27 protein-coding genes are annotated in these 25,231 nt (G+C 72.3%); 7 read left to right on the top strand and 20 right to left on the bottom strand.

Annotated elements, in window-relative coordinates; translation table 11 throughout:
* Window positions 1-25 precede the first annotated feature (25 nt).
* The 15 genes from OU416_RS26705 to OU416_RS26635 form a co-directional block, all read right to left on the bottom strand.
* Window positions 26-1,390, bottom strand: a complete 1,365-nt coding sequence (locus OU416_RS26705; RefSeq protein ID WP_270929776.1) for an acetyl-CoA carboxylase biotin carboxylase subunit — start codon at window positions 1,388-1,390, stop codon at window positions 26-28.
* Window positions 1,387-1,845 (bottom strand): acetyl-CoA carboxylase biotin carboxyl carrier protein, encoded by a 459-nt coding sequence (gene accB / locus OU416_RS26700; protein ID WP_270929775.1) that lies wholly within the window; start codon window positions 1,843-1,845, stop codon window positions 1,387-1,389. The genes OU416_RS26705 and accB overlap by 4 nt, the downstream gene beginning before the upstream one ends.
* Window positions 1,842-3,536, bottom strand: a complete 1,695-nt coding sequence (gene accA, locus OU416_RS26695; protein WP_270929774.1) for an acetyl-CoA carboxylase carboxyl transferase subunit alpha — start codon at window positions 3,534-3,536, stop codon at window positions 1,842-1,844. Before accA ends, accB begins: the two co-directional genes overlap by 4 nt.
* 108 nt (window positions 3,537-3,644) lie before the next feature.
* The gene (locus OU416_RS26690; RefSeq protein ID WP_270929773.1) at window positions 3,645-3,944 is read right to left on the bottom strand and encodes an antibiotic biosynthesis monooxygenase family protein; all 300 of its coding nucleotides are present in this window, start codon (window positions 3,942-3,944) and stop codon (window positions 3,645-3,647) included.
* Window positions 3,944-4,270, bottom strand: coding sequence for an antibiotic biosynthesis monooxygenase family protein (locus OU416_RS26685; RefSeq protein WP_270929772.1), 327 nt, complete (start codon window positions 4,268-4,270; stop codon window positions 3,944-3,946). The genes OU416_RS26690 and OU416_RS26685 overlap by 1 nt, the downstream gene beginning before the upstream one ends.
* On the bottom strand, window positions 4,270-5,019 hold the full coding sequence (locus OU416_RS26680; RefSeq protein WP_270929771.1) for an SDR family NAD(P)-dependent oxidoreductase: 750 nt from the start codon (window positions 5,017-5,019) through the stop codon (window positions 4,270-4,272). The genes OU416_RS26685 and OU416_RS26680 overlap by 1 nt, the downstream gene beginning before the upstream one ends.
* A 28-nt stretch (window positions 5,020-5,047) precedes the next feature.
* Window positions 5,048-5,509, bottom strand: coding sequence for an anthrone oxygenase family protein (locus OU416_RS26675; RefSeq protein ID WP_270929770.1), 462 nt, complete (start codon window positions 5,507-5,509; stop codon window positions 5,048-5,050).
* Window positions 5,510-5,520: 11 nt separating this feature from the next.
* A complete protein-coding gene (locus OU416_RS26670) occupies window positions 5,521-5,979 on the bottom strand; it encodes an SRPBCC family protein (protein WP_270929769.1) in 459 nt (152 codons plus the stop codon).
* Window position 5,980: 1 nt separating this feature from the next.
* The gene (locus tag OU416_RS26665) at window positions 5,981-6,241 is read right to left on the bottom strand and encodes an acyl carrier protein (protein WP_270929768.1); all 261 of its coding nucleotides are present in this window, start codon (window positions 6,239-6,241) and stop codon (window positions 5,981-5,983) included.
* Between the two features lie 38 nt (window positions 6,242-6,279).
* Complete coding sequence (locus OU416_RS26660) at window positions 6,280-7,530, bottom strand: ketosynthase chain-length factor (RefSeq protein WP_270929767.1); 1,251 nt, start codon at window positions 7,528-7,530, stop codon at window positions 6,280-6,282.
* Between the two features lie 119 nt (window positions 7,531-7,649).
* A complete protein-coding gene (locus tag OU416_RS26655; protein ID WP_270929766.1) occupies window positions 7,650-8,903 on the bottom strand; it encodes a beta-ketoacyl-[acyl-carrier-protein] synthase family protein in 1,254 nt (417 codons plus the stop codon).
* Window positions 8,904-8,905: 2 nt separating this feature from the next.
* Window positions 8,906-9,328: a cupin domain-containing protein gene (locus OU416_RS26650; RefSeq protein ID WP_270929765.1), complete on the bottom strand. Its 423-nt coding sequence runs from the start codon at window positions 9,326-9,328 to the stop codon at window positions 8,906-8,908.
* A complete protein-coding gene (locus OU416_RS26645; protein ID WP_270929764.1) occupies window positions 9,325-9,681 on the bottom strand; it encodes a TcmI family type II polyketide cyclase in 357 nt (118 codons plus the stop codon). The genes OU416_RS26650 and OU416_RS26645 overlap by 4 nt, the downstream gene beginning before the upstream one ends.
* 179 nt (window positions 9,682-9,860) lie before the next feature.
* A complete protein-coding gene (locus tag OU416_RS26640; RefSeq protein WP_270929763.1) occupies window positions 9,861-11,519 on the bottom strand; it encodes an FAD-dependent monooxygenase in 1,659 nt (552 codons plus the stop codon).
* A 42-nt stretch (window positions 11,520-11,561) separates the two neighbouring features.
* Complete coding sequence (locus tag OU416_RS26635) at window positions 11,562-13,253, bottom strand: MFS transporter (RefSeq protein ID WP_270929762.1); 1,692 nt, start codon at window positions 13,251-13,253, stop codon at window positions 11,562-11,564.
* A gap of 287 nt (window positions 13,254-13,540) precedes the next feature.
* Between OU416_RS26635 and OU416_RS26630 the strand changes: the two genes are divergently transcribed.
* Genes OU416_RS26630 through OU416_RS26620 form a run of 3 tightly spaced genes read left to right on the top strand, consistent with a single transcriptional unit; the run spans window position 13,541 to window position 15,604 of the window.
* Window positions 13,541-14,278, top strand: a complete 738-nt coding sequence (locus OU416_RS26630; RefSeq protein WP_270929761.1) for an SDR family NAD(P)-dependent oxidoreductase — start codon at window positions 13,541-13,543, stop codon at window positions 14,276-14,278.
* A 30-nt stretch (window positions 14,279-14,308) separates the two neighbouring features.
* Window positions 14,309-14,704, top strand: a complete 396-nt coding sequence (locus OU416_RS26625) for a SchA/CurD-like domain-containing protein (protein WP_270929760.1) — start codon at window positions 14,309-14,311, stop codon at window positions 14,702-14,704.
* Window positions 14,705-14,716: 12 nt separating this feature from the next.
* The gene (locus OU416_RS26620; RefSeq protein ID WP_270929759.1) at window positions 14,717-15,604 is read left to right on the top strand and encodes an NAD(P)-dependent oxidoreductase; all 888 of its coding nucleotides are present in this window, start codon (window positions 14,717-14,719) and stop codon (window positions 15,602-15,604) included.
* A 56-nt stretch (window positions 15,605-15,660) separates the two neighbouring features.
* Here the strand turns inward: OU416_RS26620 and OU416_RS26615 are convergent, their stop codons facing one another.
* Entirely contained in the window at window positions 15,661-16,836 is a 1,176-nt protein-coding gene (locus OU416_RS26615) for a nucleotide disphospho-sugar-binding domain-containing protein (protein ID WP_270929758.1), read from the bottom strand.
* Between the two features lie 195 nt (window positions 16,837-17,031).
* Between OU416_RS26615 and OU416_RS26610 the strand changes: the two genes are divergently transcribed.
* The 4 genes from OU416_RS26610 (at window position 17,032) to OU416_RS26595 (ending at window position 19,503) form a co-directional block, all read left to right on the top strand.
* Complete coding sequence (locus tag OU416_RS26610) at window positions 17,032-17,895, top strand: LLM class flavin-dependent oxidoreductase (RefSeq protein ID WP_270929757.1); 864 nt, start codon at window positions 17,032-17,034, stop codon at window positions 17,893-17,895.
* 2 nt (window positions 17,896-17,897) lie between these two features.
* Window positions 17,898-18,581: an SDR family NAD(P)-dependent oxidoreductase gene (locus tag OU416_RS26605; protein ID WP_270929756.1), complete on the top strand. Its 684-nt coding sequence runs from the start codon at window positions 17,898-17,900 to the stop codon at window positions 18,579-18,581.
* Between the two features lie 34 nt (window positions 18,582-18,615).
* Entirely contained in the window at window positions 18,616-19,071 is a 456-nt protein-coding gene (locus OU416_RS26600; protein ID WP_270929755.1) for an anthrone oxygenase family protein, read from the top strand.
* Between the two features lie 75 nt (window positions 19,072-19,146).
* Window positions 19,147-19,503 carry a hypothetical protein gene (locus OU416_RS26595; RefSeq protein ID WP_270929754.1) on the top strand — a complete coding sequence of 119 codons (357 nt, stop codon included), beginning with the start codon at window positions 19,147-19,149 and terminating at the stop codon, window positions 19,501-19,503.
* 69 nt (window positions 19,504-19,572) lie between these two features.
* On the opposite strand, the gene OU416_RS26590 is transcribed toward OU416_RS26595, so the two are convergent.
* From OU416_RS26590 to OU416_RS26575, 4 genes are all read right to left on the bottom strand, one after another.
* Window positions 19,573-20,778, bottom strand: a complete 1,206-nt coding sequence (locus OU416_RS26590; protein ID WP_333779659.1) for a cytochrome P450 — start codon at window positions 20,776-20,778, stop codon at window positions 19,573-19,575.
* 96 nt (window positions 20,779-20,874) lie between these two features.
* Window positions 20,875-22,344 (bottom strand): peptide MFS transporter, encoded by a 1,470-nt coding sequence (locus OU416_RS26585; protein WP_270929753.1) that lies wholly within the window; start codon window positions 22,342-22,344, stop codon window positions 20,875-20,877.
* Window positions 22,345-22,497: 153 nt separating this feature from the next.
* Entirely contained in the window at window positions 22,498-24,390 is a 1,893-nt protein-coding gene (locus OU416_RS26580; protein WP_270929752.1) for an AfsR/SARP family transcriptional regulator, read from the bottom strand.
* A 331-nt stretch (window positions 24,391-24,721) separates the two neighbouring features.
* Window positions 24,722-25,228 (bottom strand): MarR family winged helix-turn-helix transcriptional regulator, encoded by a 507-nt coding sequence (locus OU416_RS26575; RefSeq protein ID WP_270929751.1) that lies wholly within the window; start codon window positions 25,226-25,228, stop codon window positions 24,722-24,724.
* Window positions 25,229-25,231 lie beyond the last annotated feature (3 nt).

Raw genomic sequence — 25,231 nt, 5'->3', positions numbered from 1 at the left:
GAAACGCCACCGGGGCCGCGCCGCCTCAGCCCGCGCGGCGGTCGGTCCCGGACAGCTCGTCGAGCAGGGTGGTCGTGTGCTCGGCCGCCCGGAACACCTCGTCGGCCAGGACGTCGCGCAGCACGCCGGTCGTGGTGCGCACCCCGCGGACGCGGATCTCGTGCAGCGCCCGGTCCATCCGGTCGAGCGCCTGGTCCCGGTCCGCGCCCCAGGCGATGACCTTGGCCAGCAGCGAGTCGTACTCCGCGGGGATCCGCCAGCCGGTGAAGGCGTGGGTGTCGACGCGGACGAACGGACCGCCCGGCGGTTCGAACTCCGCCAGCACCCCGGGGCACGGGGCGAAGCCGCGGGCCGGGTCCTCCGCGTTGACCCGGCACTCGACCGCGACACCGCTCGGCCGCACGTCCTCCTGCCGCACCGACAGCGGCAGTCCCGCCGCCACCCGGATCTGCTCGCGCACCAGGTCGATCCCGGTGACCATCTCGGTGACCGGGTGCTCCACCTGGATCCGGCAGTTGATCTCCATGAAGGCGAAACCACCCTCGTGGACCAGGAATTCGAAGGTTCCCGCGCCGGTGTAGCCGACCGCCCGCGCGCCCAGGACCGCCGCCGCGGCCATCTCGTCGGCCAGTCCGGCAGGCAGGTTCGGCGCGGGGCTCTCCTCGACCAGCTTCTGGTGGCGGCGCTGCACCGAGCAGTCCCGCTCGCCCAGGTGCACGACGTTGCCGTGCTCGTCGGCGAGGATCTGCACCTCGACGTGCCTGGCCCGATCGCAGAAGCGCTCCAGGTACACCCGGCCGTCGCCGAACACCGCCTGCGCCGCCGACCTCGTCGCGCGGTAGGTCGGCATCAGGTCGCGCGGCTGCCGCACCACCGCCATCCCGCGACCACCTCCCCCGGCGGCGGCCTTGATGATCAGCGGGTAGCCGATGTTCGCGGCGACCTCCTGGACCTCCGCGGCGCTGTCCGCGGTCCGCCTGCTGCCCGGCAGCACCGGCAGCCCGGCGTCGGACATCATCCGCCGCGCGGTCGCCTTGTCCCCGAGCGGCGCCATCACCTCCGGTCGCGGCCCGATGAACACCAGGCCGCCCGCCGCGCAGATCTCGGCGAAGTCGGGGTCCTCGGACAGGAACCCGTAGCCGGGGTGCACGGCCTGCGCCCCCGTCGCCAGGGCGGCCTCCACGATCGCGGGCGCGAACGAGTAGCTCCGCTTCGACGGGCCCGGGCCGATCTGCACCGCGGTGTCCGCGGCGCGCACCGCGGCGGAGTCGCGGTCGGCGGTCGAGTGCACCGCGACGGTGCGGATGCCCATCTCGCGGCAGGTGCGGATCACCCGCAGCGCGATCTCGCCGCGGTTGGCCACCAGGACGGTGTCGAACGGGCGCGTCACCGCCCCCGCTCCTCGTCCACCGGGTCGATCAGCAGCAGCGGCTGGCCGAACTCGACCGGCTCGGCGTCGCCGACCAGGATCTCGGCGACCCGCCCGGCCCGGTCCGCCTCGACCGGGTTCATCAGCTTCATCGCCTCCACGATGGCGACCTGCTGGCCGGCCTGGACCAGGTCGCCGACCGCCACGAACGGCCGGGAGTTCGGCTCGGGGGCGCGGTAGAACGTGCCCACCAGCGGCGAGCGCACGGCGGGCAGCTCGGGTGCGCTGGGCCCGGATTCCGGCACCGGGCTCGCCGCCGGGCTCGCCGCGGTCTCCGGCCACTCCATCTCCACGCTGGCCGCGCCGAGCTGGACGCGGATGCGCTGCGGTGCGCGCGGGGACAGCGCCAGCACCTCCGCGACGCTGCTGCGCACCGCGGCCAGCTCGGATTCGGGCCTGTCCTGCACCTCGGTCATGAGAAGTCCTCCCCGAGTCCCAAGCGGCGGAACCGGTTCCGCCGCTGCCGGACCAGGTCCGGCCCGGTCCGCTGGCGCAGTTCTCGCAGCGCGGCCACGACGGCGCGGCGCACCAGGTCGCAGGCCACGGCCGGATCGGTGTGCGCACCGTCCCCGGGTTCGGGGATCACGCCGTCGGTCACCCCGCTGCGCAGCAGTGAACGCGCGTCGACCCGCAGCGCCTCGGCCGCGGCAGGCGCCGCTTCCGCCGACTTCCAGAGGATCGCGGCGCAGCCTTCCGGGCTGATCACCGAGTAGCTGGAGTTCGCGCACATCAGCACCCGGTCGGCGACGCCCAGCGCCAGTGCACCGCCGCTGCCGCCCTCCCCGGTGACCACGCCGACCACCGGAACGCGCAAGCCGCCCAGCAGCCGGATGCTCTCCGCGATCGCCGCGGGCTGCCCGGTGCGCTCGGCGTCGAGGCCCGGGTGCGCGCCTGGCGTGTCGATCAGCGTGATCACCGGCAGGCCGAGCTTGTCGGCCAGCCGCATCAGCCGCATCGCCTTCCGGTAGCCCGCGGGCGAGGCCATGCCGAAGTTGCGGGCGACCAGTTCGGCGGTGGTGTGCCCCTTCTGGTGCCCGATCACGACGACGGGGAGCCCGTCCAGCCGGCCGATCCCGCCGACGATGGCGGGGCAGTCGGTGCCCGCGCGGTCGCCGTGCAGCTCGACGAAGCCGTCGAGCCAGTGCCCCACGTGGTCCAGCGCGGTCGGCCGGTCGAGGTGCCGGGCGAGCTGGACGACCTCCCACGGCGAGCGCTGCGGCAACCGGCCGGGATCGCTGATCACCGGGTTCTCCTCGCCCGCGCCCCAGTCCGGTTCCACCGGGCCGGTCAGCGCGAGCAGGTTGCCCAGCGCCGCGCGCAGGTCGCCGCGCGGGCGCACGTCGTCGACCAGTCCGTGGGCCAGCAGGAACTCGGCGGTCTGGAAGTCCGCGGGCAGTTGCTGCTTGATGGTCTGCTCGATGACGCGCCGGCCGGCGAAGCCCATCCGGGCTCCGGGTTCGGCGAGGACCACGTCGGACAGCGTGGCGAAGGAGGCGGCCACGCCTCCGTAGGTCGGGTCGGTGACCAGGGTGACGGTGAGCAGTCCCGCCTCGTCCAGTTCCGCCATCGCATTGCTGGTCTTGGCCATCTGCACCAGCGACAGCACGCCCTCCTGCATGCGCGCGCCGCCGGAGGCGGTGACCAGCAGCAGCGGCACGCGGGCGGCCAGCGCGGCTTCCGCGGCGGTGGTCACCGCTTCGCCTGCCGCCACGCCCAGGCTGCCGCCGAGGAAGCGGAAGTCCATCACCGCCGCGACCACCGGGTGGCCCGCGAGCTCGGCTCGCACCACCCGCACCGCATCGGTGGCCCCGACGGCACGGCGGGCGGCGGCCAGGCGCTCCGGGTAGGGCCGGGAGTCGACGAAGCCGAGCGGGTCGTCCGCGGTCGCCGCGACCGGCAGGTCCGCGCACCTGCCGGGGTCGAAGAGCTGTTCCACGCGCTCCCGCGCGTCCAGCCTCGCGTGCGCGCCGCAGTCGGGGCACACCCGCAGGTTCCGGGCGAAGCGCTTGCCGTAGATCAGCGTGCGGCAGTGCTCGCACACCAGCCATCCGGCGACGTCGGGCCGCGCGGGGCCCGGTGGGGCCACGCGCCCCAGCGTGCTGGTCATCAGAACTCCTTCGCGGTGGCGCTCGGCGGCCCAAGCATTGTTCCGTCCTCTGTGGACATCGAAGGCCGGGTTCGCGCGCGCTCCGGCGCGCGAACCGCGACCGCGCGCTCAGTAGGTGGCGCGCACCTCGTACACGCCGAAGGGCACTTCGAGCCTGGTGTCCCGGAAGGGGCGCAGCGGGGCGGTGCTGTCCCGGTGCTCCGCACCCCGCTCCCACTCCTGGAAGGCGGCCAAGTCCGCCCAGCGGCTGAGGACGACGAACCCGGTCCGGTCGAACGCCGAGTGCAGGAGCTCGTTGCCCAGCATCCCCGGCACCTCGGCGAGCCGGCGGCTCACCTCGCGGTAGGCGCCCTCGACCGTCCCGGCGTCGTCGGCCTGGTGGTAGATCAGCACCCGGACCTCGGGCATCACGCGGCCACCCGGCCCGGCAGGTGCGCCACGACGTGCATCGTCACCATCGAGCCGCCGGAGCGGTACGGGTGCAGCTTCCGCCGGTGCACCAGGTGGCCCTCGCTCGTCTCGAACTCGCGGAACCGCGGCTCGTCGATCCAGTCGCTGACGATGTAGTAGACGCCCTCCTCGTCGATCGAGCGCGACAGCCACTGCCCGAGGTTCGCCGGGTGCCCGGTGACCGAGTCCCCCACCTCCTGCCAGACGCGCTCGAACTCCGCCTCCACGCCGGGCTTGATCTCCATCCGCAGCATCACGCGGAAGACCTGCTCGCTGGCGGTCATCAGATACCTCCGTCGACGTTGATGGTCTCGCCGGTGACGTACCGGGAGAGATCGCTGGCCAGGAACTGCACCGCGCCGGCGACCTCGGCGGGCGTGCCCAGCCTGCCCAGCGAGGTCTTCTCGGAGTAGCGAGCGCGCAGCGCCTCCCGCTGCTCGGCGGGCATCGCCTCCAGCGCCTCGGTCTCGATCACGCCGAGCGCCAGCACGTTGACGCGGATCCCCTGCGGACCGAGCTCCTTGGCCAGCGAACGGGTCATGCCGATGAGCGCGGCCTTCGCCGCGGTGTAGTGGGCGCGCAGCGGGATGCCCGCGGCCGCGCCGCGCGATCCGATGTTGATGATCGACGCGCCGTCCCCGAGCAGCGGCAGGGCGCGCTGGATCACCTGGAAGCTGGCGGTCAGGTTGGTGTCCAGCACCCGGCGCCACTCCTCCAGCGCGAGCTCGCCGAACGGGATGTGGGAGATCACGCCCGCGTTGTTGACGACCACGTCCAGCGCGCCGAACCGCTGCTCGGCCTCGGTGAGCAGCCGGGCGATCTCCTCGGGCTGTTCGACGTCGGCGCGCAGCACGTGGTGCTCGCCGCCGATCTCCTTGAGCTCGTTGCGCAGCGAGACGACCGCCTCGCTCTCCTGCCGGTAGCAGGTGATCACGTCGGCGCCGGCCGCGGCCAGCCCGAGCACGATGCCGCGGCCGATGCCGCGCGTGCCACCGGTGACCAGTGCCTTCGCGTTCTTCAGATCGATGGTCATGTTCTCCTCCTGGGATCGGGCGGGTTGCTCACAGCAGCAGGGCGACCGCGGCGGCGTTGACCAGCAGCGCGGCGATCGCGAGCGCCGAGCGCGCGCGGTTCCACGTCTGCCACGCGCGGCGCGGATCGCGTTCGGCGAAGTCCGCGGGCAGGTGGTCCGGGTCCAGACCGCACACCCACTTGTTGATCGGCACGTTCTTGAGCAGCGAGATGACCACCGCCCCGGCGGCCAGCACCGCCGCCACCGCGAACAGCACCGCGGTCGCGGCGGTCGGCGCGACCACCACGAGCACCACGTCGCCGAGCACCGTGCCGATGAAGCAGGCCGGCATGAACGGGTCGTAGCGGGTCGCGAAGAAGGCGTGCGCGTGCACGTAGCGGTCGTCCGGCAGCGCCAGGAGCAGCGGGACTCCGCCGAGCAACGTGCCGGTCAGCACTCCGGCGGACAGGCCGTTGAGCAGCAGGACCAGCGGTACGAGGACTTCGTGCACGCCGCCGCTCCTCAACCGCGGGCCGCGGCGGCGGCCTCGACCTTGTCCCGGATGAGCCGCATCTGCACCGGCGAGTTGGTGTCGATGCGCTCGGCCATGCCCGCGTCGTCGACCGGGGCCTGCGGCTTCATCTCGAAGTCCTGCACCCAGCGCATCCGGACGCCGCCGTCGACCTCCTGGTACTCCCAGAAGATCCACATGTACTTGAACGGGCCGGTCTCCACCCGGTGCGCGCGCACCGTGCGGGTCTGCTCGTCGGGCGTGCGCTCGGACACCCAGCTCCACACCCGGCCCTGCTCGTCGGGGTGCAGCGCGAGCCGGAACCGGACGGTCTCGCCGCGCTGCTCGAGGATCTCGGCCTCGGCGTACTCGCTGAACAACCGCGGCCAGGTCGCGACGTCGTTGGTCATCTTCCAGACCAGGTCCATCGGGGCGTTGATGACGATCTCGTTCTCGGTGTGCGCGGACATCTCACACTCCACTGTCGACGGTCTTGGTCAGCCGGGCGTTGATGAACTCCAGTGCGGCGCGCGGGGTCCGCATGTGGTCCGGCGCGTCGTCGGGCATGGACGTCCCGTGGTCCCGCTGCACCCGGCCGGCGAGTTCCAGCAGGGCCAGCGAGTCGTACCCGAGGTCGTCGAACGACGTGTCCAGCTCGCCGTCGGTGAGCTCGGCCGCCTCGTCATCGGCGTCCAGGGCGCGCTTCAGGTCGTCCAGGGTGAATTCGGCCATGTGCCTTCCTCTCGTGCTCGTGATCTCCGGCGCGGCGCTCACGCCGCCGGCGCACCCAGGACCAGGGCGGAGGCGAATCCGCCGTAGCCGCGGGCGAGGACCAGCGCGATCCGCATCGCTCGCTCCCTGGGCTGGTCGCGGACCAGGTCGATCTGGTACTGCGGCGCCGTCCGGCCGACGCCGCCGGTGTGCGGGACGATCCCGTCCCGCAGGGCCAGCAGCGCGGTGGCGACGTCCAGCGCTGCACCACCGCCGTAGAGCCGGCCGGTCATCGTCTTCGGCGCGGCCGTGACGGGAACCGCGTTCGGGCCGAAGACCGCGGCCAGCGCCGCCGCCTCGGCGAGGTCGTGCTCGGGCACGCCCATCGCGTCCGCGAATACGACGTCCACAGCGGACGGTTCGACGCGGGCGTCGGCGAGCGCCGCCGCGATCACCCGGCGCAGCGCGGGTTCCCGGCCGGAACCGGGCGGCGGATCGAAACCCGCGGCGTGCCCGAGAATCCGGCCGTACCCGGCTCCCGCGCCCCTGGCCCGCGCCGAACCGGCGTCCTCGACGACCAGGATCGCGCCGCCCTCACCGGGCACGAACCCGGTGGCCTCCGAGTCGAACGGCAGGTACGCCCGAGCCGGGTCGGCCGCTGCCGACAGCAGGCCGGTCGACAGCTGCGCCACCAGGCCGTAAGGGCACAGCGAGGCGTCGGTGCCGCCGCTGACGACCACCCGCGATCCGGTGCGCAGCAGTCGCCTGGCCTGCGCGAGCGCGTCCAGCCCGCCCGCCTGCTCGGCGCACACCACCCCGCACGGGCCCCGCATGCCGTGCCGGATGGAGACCTGCCCGGTGGTGGCCGCGTAGAACCAGGCGATGGACTGGTAGGCGCCCACGTGCGACGGGTGCTCGTCCCACAGCGCCGAGATCTCCCGCTGCCCGAACTCGGTGCCGCCGGACGAGCTCGACGTCACCACCGCCATCTCGTACTCGCCGACCTCGGCGGGGTCGATCCCGGCGTCGGCCAGCGCGGCCTCGGCGCCGAACAGCGCCAGGTGCGTCCACCGGTCGGTCTGCGGGACGAGCTTGCGGGGCACCTGTTCCCTGGCTTCGAAACCGTGCACCTCCCCCGCCAGGCGAACCGGGTAGCCCGCCGGGTCGAAGCGGGTGATCCGGCTGATCGCGCTCTTGCCCGCGAGCACGCTCTGCCAGTGCTCGTCGATGCTGATGCCGGTGGGGGCGACGATGCCCATCCCGGTGATGACTGCTGTCGTGCTCGGGCTCACTGCGCCGGTGGCGCCCATGGACTTCACTCCTCGAAGCCGGCGAGAAGGGTCGCGCCGCAACACCGCGGACGCGATCGGAGAACGTCGGGGTCGCGCTGCGCCCCGCCCACCTGCACCGCCGCGCGGGCGGCGGCACCTCAGTCGGATCGCGCCAGGACCATGGCGCTCTGGAAACCGCCGAAGCCGCTGCCCACGCTGAGCACCACGTCCATCGCGTGCTCGCGCGCGGTGACCGGGACGTAGTCCAGGTCGCACTCCGGGTCGCCGTTGGCCAGGTTCGCGGTCGGCGGCACCACCTGCCGGTCCAGCGCGAGCGCGCACGCCGCCACTTCGAGGGAACCGATGGCCCCCAGCGAGTGGCCGATCATCGACTTGATCGAGCTCACCGGCACGGCGTAGGCGCGCTCGCCGAGGCTGCGCTTGAACGCCGCGGTCTCGTGCCGGTCGTTCTGCTTGGTCCCCGAACCGTGCGCGTTGATGTAGTCGACCGCATCCGGGCCGAGCTTCGCCCGGTCGAGCGCCACCCCGATGGCCGCGGCCATCTCCCGGCCGTCCGGTTTGAGCCCGGTCATGTGGAAGGCGTTGCTGCGGTTGGCGAATCCGGCGATCTCGGCGTAGATCCGGGCGCCGCGCCGCCGGGCCGCCGCGCGCTCCTCCAGGACCAGCACCGCCGCTCCCTCGCCCAGCACGAACCCGTCGCGCCGGGCGTCGAAGGGCCGCGAAGCGTGCGCCGGGTCGTCGTTGTTCGGCGAGGTGGCCTTGATGGCGTCGAAGCACGCCGAGGTGATCGGCGACAGCGGGGCGTCGGTGGCGCCGGCGAGCACCACGTCGGCGGCGCCGTCCTCGATGAGCTGGACACCGTTGGCCACCGCGTCCAGGCCCGAGGTGCAGCCGGTCGAGATGACCGAGACCGGCCCCTCCGCACCGGCGCCCCTGGCCACCTCGACGGCCAGGGTGCTGGGCACCATGTACCCGTACAGGTGCGGGACGCCGTAGCTGTGGTCGACCAGCCAGGACCGGCCGCCGTCGGAGAGCACCACGTACTCCTCCTCCAGCCCGGTCGTGCACCCGACCGCGCTGCCGATGCTGACCCCGATCCGCTCCGGGGCGGGCGAGGCCAGGTCCAGCCCGCTGTCGGCCACGGCTTCCCTGGCGCTGACCACCGCGAACTGCGCAGCCCGGTCCATCCGCCGGATCTCCTGCGGGGACAGCCCCGCCGCGGCCGGGTCGAAGTCGCACTCGGCGGCGATCCGGGAGCGGAACTCCGCCGCGTCGAACAGGCTGATCGTCCTGGTCGCGGTCCGGCCCGCGGTGAGCAGCTCCCAGAACGCCTCCCGGCTGGCACCGCCGGGGGCGACCACCCCGATCCCGGTGACGACTGCGCTGCGCATCGCTATCCCCCCACCCGCGGGTTGCGCTGCGCCGGGTTCGCCACTTCCTCGGTGTCGACGTGGCCGAGCTCCGGGCGCGGCGCCAGCGGCGACAGGTGGAACACCAGGTGCGCCGGTTCCCGGCCGGTGTTGACCAACCGGTGCCGGACCCGGATCGGGACCAGCAGCGAGTCGCCCGCGGTGAGGCGGACCGGCTCGCCGTCCAGCCGCATCTCCAGCTCGCCCGCCACGACGTGCAGGAACTCCTCGGAGTACGGGTGGTAGTGCTCGGTCACGAACTCGCCCGGCCGCAGGTGCAGGACGCCCCCGAAACCGGAGCTGCAGCCCACCGTCCTGGGGCTCAGCGTGGTGCGGATGTCACCGCCCCGCCGGGTGTTGTGCTCCACGTCCGCGGCGTTGACCTTCGTGCTGCCGGTCGCGGTCACTTGTCCCCTCCGTCCACCTGGATCTGCGGGCCCTCCGCAGGCGTCCACGCGTAGAACGGGACGGCCATGGCGTCCTTGGGCTCCTTCCAACCGGGGTCGTAGGGCGAGATGTGCTCGCCCAGCCTGGTGTTGATGTCCTTGTAGAGCTCGCTGCCGCGTGCCTTGTACAGCGGGTCGGCGATGTCCTGGTCCGCCTCGACGAGGTGGAAGTACAGGTCGTGGAAGCGGAACAGGGTTCGCCGCGTCACGCCGATCATGCGCGGCAGGTCGGTGGAGTCCGAGTCGGCGAAGATCTTCGCGACGGCCTCGGCATCGCCCGCGTCCATGCGGGCGACGATCAGGGTTCGGTGCACGGTCGGCCTCCTGCGCCGGACTGCTGCGGTGTTTTCCCGTCACACCGTCACATCCGCCGCTCGAAGCCACCTCGAACCGGTGTCCAGACCCGCTCCACGTGTTCGTCCACAATGGCCTGGCCGCGAAGCGGATCCGGGGGGCGGCGCGACGCGCCACCCCCCGGACACGCCGGTGCCGGTCAACCCGCGTCGTGCCCCAGGACCTGCCGCAGCGCCCGGGTCACGTCGCCGGTCGCGCCCTCGCCCGCGGCCGCAGCCGTCCGCCAGGCCACCACGCCGTCCGGGCGGACGAGCAGCGCCCCCGCCCGCCCGGCCCCGGTCGCCTCGGCGAACGAACCGCTGATGTCGCGCAACGCCGACTCGCCCGCGGCCTCATCGACCTGGTGCGCGACCAGCGAGACCCCCAGCTCGCCGGCGGCGGCCCCGGCCGCCTCGCACCAGCCCTGCCCGTCCGGGCCGGCCAGCAGCAGGAAGTGCCTGCCCACCAGTTCGGTGCTCGACAACCGCTCGCCCTTGCGCTCCAGCACCAGGTGCGGGATGCGGGTGCCGGGCGTGCCCACCGGCCGCACGTCCTCGTAGGGCAGCTCCCCGTCCAGCGCTCCGGGCACCGCCGCCGAGCGGTACCGGTAGCCGAAGATGATCACGCGGTCGTCCAGGATCTGCTCGGCCACGCTCGGGTCGCCCAGGAACTGGTGCACCGCGCGCAGCAGCGCCTGCTCCACGGTGAACCCGGCGACCGGACGGCGCTCGACGTCGTAGGTGTCCAGCAGCGCCGGAGCCGCCGCGCCCCTGATGACCTCGGCGAGCTTCCACACCAGGTTGTGCGCGTCGTGCATCCCGGTGTTGGCGCCGAAAGCGCCCGCGGGCGGCATCGTGTGCGCGGCGTCGCCGACGAGGAACACCCGGCCCGAGGAGTACTTCTCGGCGTTGAGCCCGGCCACCTCCCACGGCAGCGACTGGATGATCTCCACCTCCAGCTCGGGCAGCCCGGTGGCCGTCCGGATGGCCGCGATGCACCGCTCGTCGGTGAAGTCACCGGCCCGCTGGCCCAGGTTGGGGTCGAAGGGGATGTGCAGCTGCCAGCGGTCGTCGGCGTCGTAGTTGATCCCGTCCACCGGGTTGAGCACCGCGCCATCGGGCTTGGCGACGTGGCACAGGAAGAACGTCCGGTCCCGCAGCGCGGGCGAGAGATCGGCCCGGAACAGCACGTTCATGATGTGCGCCATGGCGCGCACCCCGGTGCGCTTGATCCCCAGCGCGTCCCGGACGGTGCCCTTGGCGCCGTCCGCGCCGATCAGGTAGCGGGCCCGCACCGTCCGGGTCCGCTCGCCGTCGTGCAGCGTCGCGGTCACGCCGTCGCCGTCGTCGGTGAAGTCCTCCATCCGGACGCCGAAGCGGATGTCCGCGCCGAGCTCTTCGGCGCGCGCCCGCAGGATCGGTTCCAGCCGGTGCTGCGCGCACAGGCTGTAGGGAGCCGGGCTGATGTCGCTGAACGCGCGGTGCGAGACCTGCAGGTGCTCCGGGGCGTAGCGGCCGAGCTCCTCGCCCGCCAGCGCGTCGACCTTCAGCACGTCGCGGTAGGACGCGGTGTCGGGGCCCGCCGCGTCGATCGCGTCGAGCAGGCCGACCTCGGTGAGCATCTCCATGGTGCGCGGGTTGTAGCCCCAAGCCCTGGGGTGCACCCACATGTCGGGGCGCCGCTCCACCAAGACGGCGGGAATCCCGTGCCAGGCCAGGAACAGCGCGGTGGTCAGGCCGATGAGGCTGCCGCCCACGACCAGCACTTCGGTGTGCTCGTCGGGTTCGGCTGCCGGTGCGGCGGGGACGTCGACGGACATGCTTCTCCTCCAATGCGGCGCGGCGCCGGTGGTGCCGCCCGGTCAATCCGCGGGCGCGGTCTCCGGGCGGGTGGTGCGCTGCTGCCGCAATCGCCGCGGCAGCAGGAACATCAGCAGGAAGCTGATCGCGAACATCGCGATCTCGTAGCGCAGACCTGCGGCGAAGGCCGCGTTGTAGGTGGCCGGGCGGGCTCGTTGCGCGGCGTCCTCGACGATCCGCGTCGCCTGCGGCGGCTCGTCCGCAGCGGGGACGCATTCCGCCGGCTGGGCACCGGAACCGGCGACGCGCGCGACGAAGCAGCCGCGGAAGCGGTCGACGACCTCATCGGCCTGCGGCCCCGGGGTACCCGCGAGCACCAGCTCGGCGCGGACCCGCGGTGCCTCGATCGCGGCCTGCTCCCGCGCGTGGTCGGGCAGCGATCCGAAGTAGACGACGCCGATGAGCGCGACGCCCAGCGCGCTGCCGACCTGCAGCGCCGTGCTCATCAGCCCGGATGCCGACCCCGCGTCCCCGGTCGGCGTGCCGGACAGCACCAGGTCCATCAGGGACGGTGCGACCAGCGCCATGCCGATCCCGCACAGGGCCAGGCCGGGCGCGAGGCCCAGGCTCGTCACCGCTGCGCTTCCGGTGACCGCCCACAGCAGAGCGACCATGCCGATTCCCATCAGCAGCACGCCCAGGCTCAGCAGGTGGCGCCCGAGCTTGTTCACCAGGGCCACCCCGATGCCGGAGAAGATCAGGATCGCCACCGGCCAGGGCAGCGAGGTGAGCCCGGTCTGCAGGGTGGAGAACCCGAGGCCGAGCTGGGTGTACATCGCGAACACCACCCAGAACCCGGCGACGCCGGCGAACAGCGCGATGTGCAGCACGAGCCCGGCGACGAACGCGCGGCGCCGGAACAGGCCGACCGCGGCCAGCGGGAAACCGCCGCGCCGCTGCTTGGCCGCCTGGTGCCTGCCGAAGATCCAGAACACCGGCACCGAGCAGGCCAGCATCACCAGCACCCAGCTCGGCCAGCCCAGCTGCTCGCCCTCCACCAGCGGGAACATCAGCAGCAGCATCGCCGAGGTGACCAGCAGCGTGCCGAGGACGTCCAGCCCGGCCGGGTGCTCCGAGCGGGTCTCCCGGATGAGAACCGCGCCGAGCACCAGGACCGCCAGGCCCACCGGCACGTTGATCAGGAAGATCGTGCGCCAGCCGAGGCCTCCGGGATCGCTCTCGACCAGCAGTCCCGCCACCACCGGGCCGCTGACGTTGGCCACCCCGGCCATCGCCCCGTAGGCGGCCAGCGGGCCGCCCCGGTTCTCCGCCGGGAAGCTGACCTGGATGATCGACAGCACCTGCGGCACCATGATCGACGCCATCGCTCCCTGCAGCACGCGGGCCAGCAGCAGCATCTCGGCGTTGACCGCGGCACCGCACAGCACCGAGGCGACGGTGAACCCGGCGACGCCGATCAGGAAAACCCGCTTGCGGCCGAAGAGATCTCCCAACCTGCCGCCGGTGATCAGGCCGAGCGCGAACGCCAGCACGTAGCCGGCGATGACCCACTCGAGCACAGCGGGCGAGGCGTCGAGGTCGGCCTGGATCGCCGGGGTGACCAGCGCGACGATGCCCGCGTCGAGGAAGTCCATGAACCCCGCCACCAGCACGACGGCGAGCACCAGACCCCGACGCCGGGGAACAGCCGGATCGGTCGGTGGTCTGATTCCGGTCGGCGCCGAAGTTCCCATGGGACGCCCCTTTCCGCTTCGTGGCCCGGTCAGCGAGAACCTAGCAACGAATATCTCGGGAACCAAGATTTTTATTTGCCAAAATACTTTCTGGCCGAGCGGTTTCGCGGGCCGCCGCAACCTGCGTAGCGAACCCGGATCCACCGGCACAAGTGCGGCCCAGCGGTTCTCGAGACGACGCCGAACCAAGTTCTAGGCGACCTCTAGCCCGCGCTGCCAATCTCGCCGTCGGCATCGGCCGCCCGACACCGGTGGTGACCACGACTCCGCACGGCGAAAGGGAATCGATGGACTACGAACTCCAAGGCAAGTGCGTCCTCGTCACCGGCGGGACCCGGGGGATCGGCCGGGCGACCAGCCTGGCCTTCGCCGGAGCCGGAGCGACGGTCCTCGCCTGCTACCGCAGCGACGACGCGGCGGCCGAAGCGCTCGCCCGGGAGCTCGACGCGGTCGGCTTCGGGCACCGGGTGGTTCGCGCCGACGTCACCGATCCGGCCGCGGTGGCCGACCTGGTCGACGAGTGCCGGCGAGCGTTCGGCGGGCTCGACGTCGTGGTGAACAACGCGGGCGCGGACGGGCGGTCGCCGGCCGCGCAGCTCACCCCCGCGCAATGGCACCGCGTGGTCGACGCCAACCTCACCTCCGCGTTCCTGGTCACCAGCGCCGCGGCGGCGATCCTCCGCCCCGGTGGCTCGGTGGTCACGATCGGCGGTGCGGTCGCGACCCGGGGCCGCCCCGGGATGGTCCACCACAACGCCGCCAAGGCCGGTGTCCTCGGCCTCACCCGCTCCCTCGCCCGCGAGCTGGGACCGCGGGCGATCCGGGTCAACGCGGTCGCCCCCGGCGTCATCGAGCCCGCACCGGGCGGCGGGATGCCGCCCGGCCTGCGCGAGCAGCTGGCCGGGCTCACCGCGCTCGGCCGCCTCGGCACCCCCGGCGACATCGCCGACGTGGTGCTGTTCCTCGCCAGCGCGCCGGCCGGCTACCTGACCGGGGTCAGCATCACCGCCGACGGCGGCATCTGAGGCCGATTCCGCACAACACGAGGAGTTGACATGCCCTACGCAGCCATCACCTACAAGGTCAAGCCGGGCTTCGAGGACGAGATCGCGGAGATCTTCGCCGGTTTCAAGCGCGCCAGCTCACCGGTCCTGCGCGACGAGTCGGGCGCGGAGGTCGGAAAGCTGCTCGGCACCGGCGTGTTCATCCAGGACGGCGTGATGGTGCGGTTCATCCACTACGAGGGGGCCGCCACCATCGAGGACATCGGCAGGCACATGTCGACCCAGGGCGGCGTGCACGAGATCGAGGAGCGCCTCAAGCCCTACCTGTCCGAACCTCGCGACACCGCGACCCCGGAGCGGTTCCGGGCCTACTTCCGCAAGAGCACCATGCGGTGCATCTCGCAGCTGTCCATCGACACCTTCCGCCCCGGCGCCACCGCCAGCTGATCCGGAGGAGCAGTGGACAAGCAGAAGCTGGCCCTCATCGGCCTGGGGAACATGGGCGGCGGCGTCGCGCACCGCCTGCTGGACGCCGGCTACCCGCTCACCGTCCACAACCGGACGGCGGCGAAGACGGCACCGCTGGTCGCGGCAGGCGCCCAGCAGGCACCGACACCGGCCCGGGCCGCCGCGGACGCCGACATCGTGCTGCTGAGCCTCAGCGACGAGAGAGCGGTGGAGGAGGTGCTGTTCGGCGGCCTGCTGCCGGTGCTGCGCCCCGGAACGCCCATTGTGGACACTTCTACGGTGTCGCCGTCCTTCGCCCGGTCCGCCGCCGAGCGGCTGACCGCGGCGGGGATGCGCCGGGTGGAGGCCTGCCTGATCGGGAACCCGTTGCAGGCCAGGGCGGGTGAGCTGCGGATCCTCACCGGCGGGGCGGCCGCCGATGTGGCAGCGGTGCGACCGGTGCTGGAGTCCGCCGGTCGCGAGGTGGTCCACCTGGGCGGCCCGGGCACCGCATCCGTGCTCAAACTGGTGCTGAACCTCCTGCTCGGCGCCCAGCTGGCCTCCTTCGTCGAGGCGATCTCCTACGGCGAGAACGCCGGTCTGGAGCGGCAGGTCGTGCTCGACGTCATCACCGCCACCACCGGGTTCGCCTCCGAGGTGATGCGCTTCCGCGCCGGGTTCATCGAACGGCGCGACTACGAACCCGCGGCCTTCCGGGCGCGGCTGATGGAGAAGGACCTGCGGCTGGCGCTGCAGGAAGCCGCCGAGCTCGGCATCGAGCTGCCGGTGATCAGCCGGACGGCGGAACGCTTCGCCGATGTGGTCGCGACCGGTCGAGGCGACCAGGACGCGGCGGTGCTCATGGAACTCCACGAGCAGCCGGAGCCGGTCGAGGGCTGAATCGGCGAAACAAGGGAGAACCCCCTCTCCGGAGGGGGTTCTCCTGCGTTCGGCGGTCAGCTCCCGCCGGCCAGTTCTTCCAAGCGGGGCACCAGGTCCCGCGGGTGGGGCTGCGCTTCGATCTGCGCGCGCAGCTCCCCGGCCGCCTTGCGGTGGCCGGGCTCCTCCAGCACCTGCCGGACCGATTCCCGGATCCGGTCCGGACCGGCTTCCTCGCGGGACAGCAGGATCCCGGCGCCCGAAGCGGCCAGCCGGGTGGCGTTGAACCGGTGGTCCGGCAGCAGCGGCACCGCCACCTGCGGGAGGCCGCTGACCAGCCCGGTCATGATGGTGCCCGCACCACCGTGGCCGACCACCGCGGCGCAGCCGGGCAGCAGCAGGTGCAGCGGCACCGACTCGGCCACCAGCACCTGGTCGGGCAGCGCGCCGAGCGAGTCGCGCTGAGCGCGGTCCACCGCCACCACCACCTCCGCGCCGAGGTCGGCGATGGCCCGGGCGACCTCGCCGGCCAGCACCTTGCCCGCGTCCACCCGGCCCACCGTCGTCCCCCAGGTCACGCACACCCGCGGCCGGTCCGACCGCTCGAACAGCCAGGGCGGCACCTGCCCCGGACCGTTGAACGGGACGTACCGGATCCCCGTCCGGTGGTGCGCGAGGTCCGGGACCTGCATGCCCGGCGGGCACGGGTCGACGGTCACCGAGCCCAGGGTGTCCACCCCGTCGAGGTCGAACCGCTCGCACAGCGGCGCGAGCGCCTCGACCTCCCCCTCCAGCACGCCCTTCCGGGCCTGCATCGCGGCCATGATGTCGGCGCCCCAGGGGAACCGCACCGCGGGCACGTCGATCACGGCCGCGGCCAGCGGCCCTGCCCAGGACGACGGTTCGTGGAGCACGAGGTCCGGGGCCCAGCGGCGGGCCACGGCTGCGAGGTCGTCGGCCATGGCCTCGGCCAGCGCGAGCCACATGGCGGTCGAGCGCGGCACCTTGCGCGCCCATCCCCGCTGCGGCTCGGGCGGCGAACCACCGCCCTGCACGATCGCGCGGATCATGCCGACGACGTCCACGTCGTGGCCGACCGCGACGAACGGCATCCCGGTCGCCTCCGCCACCGGGCGCTGCGCGGGCTGGCTGGCCACCAGCACCTCGTGCCCGGCCGAGCGCAAGGCCCAGGCCAGCGGAACCATCTGGTAGTAGTGCGTCGGCCACGCCCACGTGTTGATCAGCACGCGCATCTGCGGTATCCCTTCCTGCGCACCGGCCGGTTCTGCTCCCAGCGGCCGGACCGTAGCCAGCCGCGGTCGAACCGGGCTCGAACCCGGGTCCACGGCTCTCCGCTGCGGACTTCCCAGCGCCCCCACCGATCCTCGAGACGGCTTCGAGCTCAGGCCGCCAGCATCGGGCTCACACCCGAGCAGCGGAGGGGCGCCATGGACATCGGAGTCGGTCTGCCAGCGACCATTCCCGGTACGCCGGCCCGGCACCTGCTGGAGTGGGCGCGCCGCGCCGACACCGGCGGGTTCAGCACCCTCGGTGCGCTGGACCGCCTGGTCTACGACAACTACGAACCGCTCACCGCGCTCGCCGCGGCCGCGGGCGTCACCGAGCGGATCCAGCTGGCCACCACGATCCTCATCGCCCCCTACCGGGCGGACGTCGCGGTGCTGGCCAAGCAGGCCGCCACGGTGGACCGGCTGTCGGGCGGCCGGTTGATCCTCGGCATGGCCGCCGGTTTCCGGGCGGACGACTTCGCGGCAGGCGGCACCGAGCACCGCAACCGCGGCCGGCGGCTGGACGCGATGGTCGAGCGGATGCGGGCCCTGTGGTCGGGAACCGCGGAGCCCGGGTTCGACCACCCCGTCGGCCCGGTCCCGGCCGCCCCGCCGCGACTGGTGTTCGGCGGCCACTCGGAAGGCGCGGTGCGACGCGCGGCCCGCTTCGGCTGGGGCTGGATCGCCGGTGGGAGCTCGCCGAACGGCTACCGGACCAACCTGCAGCGAGCCCGCGCGGTCTGGGCCGCCGACGGCCTGACCCGGGAACCGCGCAAGCTCGCCCTGAGCTACTTCGCGCTCGGCCCGGACGCGCACCGGCACGCCGAGGACTTCCTCGGCGACTACTACGGCTTCCTCGGCGAGGAGTACGCCACCCGGGTCGTGAAGGGCGCGCTCGTCGACGAGCAGCTGATCCGGCAGACCGTCGAGGGCTACCGGGAGGCTGGCTGCGACGAGCTCATCTTCATGCCGTGCAGCTCGGACCCCGAGCAGGTGGACCTGCTGGCCGAGGCGGTGCGGTAGCGATGGCGACGCGGACCGCACTGGTCACCGGGGCGAACGGCGAGCTCGGCCGGGCGATCAGCGAGCAGCTGGCCGCGGCCGGGCTCCAGGTCGTGGTCGCCGCCCGCGAGCGCGAGGTCGCCGACCAGGTGGCCGCCGGCATCGGCGCGGGCGCCCGCGCGGTGGCGATGGACGTGACCGACCCGGACTCCGTGCGCCGGGCCGTCGACGCGGCCGGGCCGGTGGACGTGCTGGTCAACAACGCAGGTGTGCTGCTGGACGCCGGATCCCGCCCGGTCACCGCGGACCTCGGCGCGGTGGCGCAGGAGTTCGCGGTCAACGCGCTCGGGGCTTGGCGCGTCGCGCAGGCGGTCCTGCCCGGCATGCTGTCGCGGCGGTGGGGCCGCGTCGTGAACATCTCCAGCGGTACCGGATCGTTCGCCTTCGGGCTGTTCCCCTCGGCACCGGGCTATTCGGCGTCGAAGACCGCGCTGAACGCGGTGACCGTCCTGCTCGCGAAGGACACCGAGGGCACCGGGGTGCTGGTCAACGCGATCAACCCCGGCCAGCTGCGCAGCCGCATGCGCCCGCAGGGCAAGCGGCTCCCCGAGGAGGCGGCGGTGGACGTGGCGAACCTGGTCGCGCTGCCCGACGACGGCCCGACCGGAACGTTCTTCCGCGCGGGCGGCCAAGTCATGGCCTGGTGAGCGACCGGGCACCGAACGCGAGGGAGGACAGGCCATGCTGACCGACGTGCTGGGAGTCGTCCTGCTGCTGGGCAGCGGGGTGACCGCCGGGGTGCTCTTCGCGGTGGCGTTGAGCGTGGTGCCCGCGATGGCCGCCATGCCACCCGGGCGGTACGTGGACACCCACCGCCTCCTCGGACGCCGCTGGGATCCGACGATGCCGATCATCGTGCTGGGCTCCTTCCTGGCCGGCGTCGCTCTCGCCGTGCTCGCCGAGGACGCGGCGACCACCGGCCTGCACATCGCGGGCGCGGTGCTGCTGCTCGGCGTCTCCGCGGTGTCGCACCTGGCCAACGTCCCGATCAACAAGCGGGTCAAGGGCCTCGACCCGGCGTCGATCCCGGACGACTGGCAGGACCCGCGCCCGGTGTGGCGCAACTGGAACCTGCTGCGCACCTTCCTGGCCGCGCTGGCGCTGGGCGTCAACGCGCTGGCGGTGGTGATCAGCTGAACCAGGGCTCCCGCGCGGCCGGTGCGCACCGGCCGCGCGGTCGTTCCCACCACCCACGCAGATCGGAGAAACGAGATGAGGAAGAAGCACCCCGTCGTCGGCGAGTGGACCGCGACCGTGACGCGCTCCGACGGTGTGGTCGAGCGCGACCTGCCGTTCTGGTTCTTCGCGGACGGGATGATGGAGATGGTCAACACCGACGGCGAGCGCTGCACCGGGACCTGGCGGGCCACCTCTCCCACCGGGCTGGCCTTCGACTTCAGCCAGCCGATCCGGGACGAGGAGGGCAACCGGATCGGGCGCACCGACTCGCACCAGGACGTCGTCGTCGACTGCGACACCTTCGAGGGCCGAGGTGGCGGTATTGCCTACGACAACGACGGCGACGTGCTCGGCAGCGCCGAAGCGGAGATCACCGCGAAGCGCTGCTGACCTGAAGCGGTGAACGCGGGAACGACCTGTGGATCGTTCCCGCGTTCACCGCTTTCCGCGCTCAACCGCTCACCAGGTGACGGGCAGTTCCCGGAAACCCCGCATGAGCAGACCGGTCTTCCAGGACAGCTCCTCCTCGGGCACCGCCAGCCGCAGGTCCGGGAAGCGCCGCGCCAGCGTCGAGAGGGCGACCTGGAGCTCGACCCGCGCCAGCTGCGCGCCCAGGCAGTGGTGGATGCCGTGCCCGAAGGCGATGTGCGGGTTGTGCTCCCGGGTGAGGTCGATCCGGTCCGGGGCGTCGAAGACGTCCTCGTCGAGGTTGGCCGCGGTGATCGACGGGATCACCGAGTCACCGGCCTTGATCAGCACACCGCCGAGCTCGATGTCCTCGGTCGCCACCCGGGGCAGCCCGCTGGACACGCCGAGCGCGAGGTAGCGCAGCAGCTCCTCGACGCCCCGCTCCAGCAGAGCCGGGTCGTCGCGCAGCAGCGCCCACTGGTCGGGCCGGCGCAGCAGCGCGTAGGTGGAGTTGCCGATGTGGCTCGCGGTGGTGTCGTGACCGGCCACCAGGATGGTCAGCGCAACGCTGATCATCTCCTGCTCGCTCAGCTTGTCCTGCTCGTCCCGGGCCACCACGAGCGCGCCCAGCAGGTCCTCCGTCGGCCGCTCCCGCCGCTGCGCGATCAGACCGGCGAGGTAGCCGGCCAGCTGCCCGTAGGCGGCGCCGGTCTCCTCGGCGCTGAAGGCGGTGCTCGACATGATCGTCTCGGACCAGGTCCGCAGCTTCTGGTGGTCGTCGAAGGGCACGCCGAGCAGCTCGCAGATCACCGCGACGGGCAGCGGCAACGACAGGTGCGCGATCAGGTCCGCCGGCTGGCCGGCCCGCTCCATCCCGTCCAGCATCTCGTCGGTGATCTGCTGGATCCGCGGGCGCAGCGCCTCGATCCGGCGGGCGGTGAACGCCTTGGCCACCAGCGTGCGGATCCGGGTGTGCTCCGGCGGGTCCATGATGACCAGCGAAGCACCCTCCGGGCCCGACTGGCTGATCCAGGTCTTCGCCTCGACGGTGGCCGCCCGGCTGAACCTGGAGTCGTTCAGCACCGCCTTGACGTCGGCGTAGCGGGTGACCAGCCAGGCCTCACCGCCGAAGGCCAGCTTCACCTTGGCCACCGGCTGCTCGCGGCGGAACCGGCCGTACTCCGGTTCGGGATCTACCTGGGTACCGGGACCGAAGGGGTAGGTGGCGGCGGGCTCGGCGGGTTCCACAGCAGTCACGGCGTTCTCCTTGCGTTTCGGGCGAGATCTGTTCGCCCATCAGAGCAATCCCGGCTCGAAGACCGCTCGACCCGAGCTCAGGACGAGCGCGGGGTTTCAGAGCAGACGGCGGAAGAGCCGCTTCGCGCTGAACCCCAGAAGCACGCCCGCCACGACCGCGACCAGTCCGAGCGAACCGAAGTAGAGCGGCTGCGGCAGCACGGCGAGCAGGCCCGCCAGCTGACCGCCCACTCCCACCCCGAGCGCGGCGAAAAGCCAGAACAGGCCGAGCATCTGGTTGGTGAACCCCCGCGGCGCGACCTGCGCGGCCATGCTCAGCCCCACCGGGGCCAGCGCCAGTTCGCCGCACACCTGCAGCAGGTACGCGGCGAGCAGCCACAGCGGCGAGACCAGGCCGTCGGCCGCCTGGACCGCCGCCACCGCGATCAGCACGAACGCCGCACCACCGAACAGCAGCGCACCCGAGAACTTCGCGGGCACCCCGACCCGCCGGCCCATCCGCACCCACAGCCACGCGAACACCGGTGCCAGCAGCAGGATGTAGAGCGGGTGCGCGGACTGGAACCAGCTCGCGGGCACCTCGAAGGCCGCGACCTGGCGATCGGTCGAGTCCTTCGCGAAACCGCTGAGCACGGAACCGCTCTGGGCGTAGAGCATCCAGAACAGCGCAGACGCCAGCAGCAGCCACAGGAACGCCGAAACCCGCCGCCGGTCACCGGTGGTCAGGCTCGGCTGCCGCTTGAGGTACCGGAAGTACAGGACCGGCACCACGATGGTGGTCAGCCCGATCGCCATCAGGACGTGCCGCGGGGTGAAGGCCCCGGACAGCACGTCCACCGCGAACACCGCCGCGACCGCACCGATGACGATCCCGGTGCGCCGCGCGACGACCCGAAGCTCCGCGCGGCTCGCCGGTCGCGGTGCGGCGGCGATCGCCTCGAACTGCTTGTACCCCAACCCGTAGTGCACGAGAGCCACGATCATGCCCGCCGCCGCCACGCCGAAACCGAGGTGCCAGTTGACGTTCTCCCCGAGGTAGCCGGTCACGATCGGTGCCAGCAGCGCACTGATCTGGGTGCTCATGTAGAACACCGAGAACGCGGCCTCGCGCTTCTCGTTCTGCCCGGGGTGCGCGCTGCTCACGATGGCCGCGATGCTGGGCTTGACCAGCCCGGTGCCGATCGCGATGAGCACCAGCCCCAGGAACAACGAGCCCTGCACCGGGGTGGCCAGCGAGATGTGCCCGAGGGCGATCAGCACCCCTCCGAACAGCAGCGAACGGCGCGGCCCCCACACCCGGTCGGCGATCCAGCCCCCGGGCAGCGCGGTGACGAACACCATCGACATGTAGATGCCGAACACCGCGGCGGCGGTGGTCGGATCCATCCCGAAACCGCCGTCCGCAGGACTCGCGACCAGGTAGAGGTACAGGATCGCGAGCATGCCGTAGAAGCTGAACCGCTCCCACATGTCGACCACGAAGATCGTGGTGAACCAGCGCGGCTGGCCGAAGAGGAACCGGCCGTGCCCGCGCTCGCGGGACGACGCGGCAGTCGTCGAGGTCATTCCCACCCTCCCGGAAGGAGACACCGCCCGATCGGGAACCCTCCACACTGGACGTGCGGCGAGATCTCCCTTGCCGTTCGGGACTGTTCCAGGACCGGCTCGGGGAGGGTTGGGGAATGACTCGACGAGACCGCCGCGCTCGGCGTCAGGCCGTCACGCCGGAGCTCCGGCGACGTAGCGCGCAGTGCCCCTGGCGGTGAACGGAAGTTCGGCGACCGTCTGGGGGACCGCGGGCGGTTCGGCCTCCGCCAGCGCCCTGGCGGCCAGCCGGACCAGCGGCGGGAAGTTGTAGACGAAGTCGTCGGCGACGCTGGGCTCGGCGTCCACCAGGCGGAGCTCGACGAGGTTCTCCAGCAGCGATTCGGCTTCGTTCTCGTCCACCCCGAGCACCTCGGCGGTGCACCGCACCGACACGTTGCCCTTCACGTGCGCGCCGATCCGGACGAACGCGGCGCGGTGCGCGCTGGAGAGCAGCCGCCAGCTGACCTCGATGCTGCGCCGCATGTCGTGCTGACCGTCGTTGAGCTCGTCGAGCACGTGGTGCGAGGAGCGGAGCCGCTTCGCCAACCGCGTCAACGACCAGTGCGGCCGGAGCACGAGCCGCCCGGCTGCGGCCTGCAGCGCCATGGGCAGGCCACCGCAGAGCCGGGCCAGCCGGCTGGCCCCGTCCAGGTCCTGCTCCACGCGCTGCGCACCGAGCACCGACGCGAGCAGGCTCAACGAGTTCTCGTGCCCGAGCGGCCCCAGTTCCACCCCGCTGCCCACCGTGGATCCGCTCAGCCTGCGCCGGGCGGAGATCAGCGCGGCCGAGCCCCGGCCGCTGGGCAGCAGCGGCGCGACCTGGCTCGCGCTGACCACGTCGTCGAGCACCACCAGCAGCTTGGACTGCGCGCTCCAGCTGCGGAACAGCTGGCTGCGCTCCGCCACGCCCGGCGGCAGCTGCTCGGCCCGGATCCCGGCCGCGCGCAGGAAGTTGGCCAGCACGTCACCGACCGCCGCCGGGTCGTCCGGCAACCCCGCCAGGCTGGCGTACAGCGGGCCGTCCGGGAACGCGCTGCGCAGCTGGTGCGCCACCTTGACGCTGAACGCCGACTTCCCCGAACCCGGTGCACCAACCACGGAGACCACCGGGGACACCGCCCCCACCGGCTCCCGCAGCAGGTAGCTGACCTTCTCCACCTCGGCCGTGCGACCGAAGAGGCGCGGGACCTCCGCCGGGAGCTGCACGGGCGCCTCCACCAGAGCCGACAGCCGCGTGTTGCGCTGGCTCCCGGCAGGCGTGGCCAGCTCCGAGTCCGAGGCGAGCAGCTGCCGGTGCAGCTTCTGAAGATCCGGTGACGGCTCCAGCCCGAGCTCGTCGGCCAGCGCATCGCGCAGCCTGCGGTAGGCCTGCAACGCCTCGGACCGGCGACCCGCGCGGTAGAGCGCGATCATGAGCTTGGCGTGGAAGCCCTCGTGCGTGGGCATCTGCGCGGACAGCCCGCTGAGCTCCCCGATCAGCTGGTGGTGCTGGCCGAGGAAGAGCTCCGCCTCCAACCGCTGCTCGACGATGCTGCGCCGGGTCTCCTCCAGGCGCACCAGGTCGGCGTGCAGCACCGGCCCGGCCGCCACGTCGTTGAACGCCGGACCGCGCCACAAGCGCAGCGCCGACCGCAGCAGCTCGGCACCGCTCTCGACGGCACCGCTGTCAACCTCGCGGCGGCCCTGCTCGGCGAGCTCTTCGAAGCAGTGCACGTCGACGGACTTCTCCGGGATGCGCAACGAATATCCGCCGGAGCGCGTGGTCAGCACCACTTCCTGGGCGCCGGCCGCGGGTTCGGCCAGGCCCAGCATCTTGCGGAGCTGGTATACATAGGTTTGCAGGGTGGTCGTCGCGCTGGCCGGCGGCCGGTCCTCCCAGAGTTCCTCGATCAGCTGGTCCACCCGGACCACGGAGTTGGCGCGGAGCGCGAGAAGGGCCAGGACCTGACGCAGTTTCGGTGCGGTCGGAGTAACGACGCACCCTTCGTCCACCACTTCGAACGGCCCCAGTAATCGAAACTGCATCAGTATGACACTCCCTCCAGAACAGCCCAGACGTTGAGCTGATCGTGTTGCGTTGCGCCATCACTCACGGTCACATCCGCGACGTCGCGGTCGACCGACCATTCATCCGGACCACGTCAGTCCCCCAGGCGGATCCGGCTGGTTCACTCTACGACAAAGAATCTGGATATGCGGAGACTCTTTGCATCCGCTCGGATCACGCTCAAGAGATGCTCGACCTGCATCTGCCGGAACCCGGAATCCGGCGGTCGCACCAGCAAAACCGAGGTATCGGAGCAGCACGGCACACCTCAGCGGCCCAGCCGTGGAATATTCCAGCGCGGCGCACCGCTTACTCTTCGGTAGTACCTCGACGCCCGCTCGCGGCGTGATCGCGCAAGCGGAGGATCTGCTGCCGGAACATCTCGATTGAACGCTTCATGTACACGTGGACGACGCGAAGATCATCCGGCGTGAATTCCGATTCCAGCTGTTGCACCGCGCGATGCAAGGAATCGAAGATTCCGCCGAAGCGCGTTTCGACCTCCGGAGTCACTTCGATCAGGACGCGGCGGCGATCCTCCGAATCCCGGACCCGCAGCACCAGACCGGCGCTCTCCAGCCGGTCCACCACCCCGGTCACCGTCCCGGTGCTCAGCCCGGACAGCTCGGCGAGCTGGCCCGCGGTGAGCGGACGTCCGGCCCGCAGCGCCAGGTCCAGGCACTTGTAGTCCCCCGCCGAGAGACCGACCACGTCGGCGACGGCGGAGTGGAAGAGGATCTGCGCCGCGCTGAAGTCCCGGCTCACCGCCGCCATCTCCTGCGATCCGTCCGCAGCACCGGAGCTGTTCCCGGACACACC

It is taken from the genome of Saccharopolyspora indica, from assembly GCF_027853965.1.
GTDB lineage: Bacteria > Actinomycetota > Actinomycetes > Mycobacteriales > Pseudonocardiaceae > Saccharopolyspora > Saccharopolyspora indica.
The sequence above is the reverse complement of the archived record's forward strand: the minus strand, read 5'-3'. Positions and strand labels throughout refer to the sequence as shown.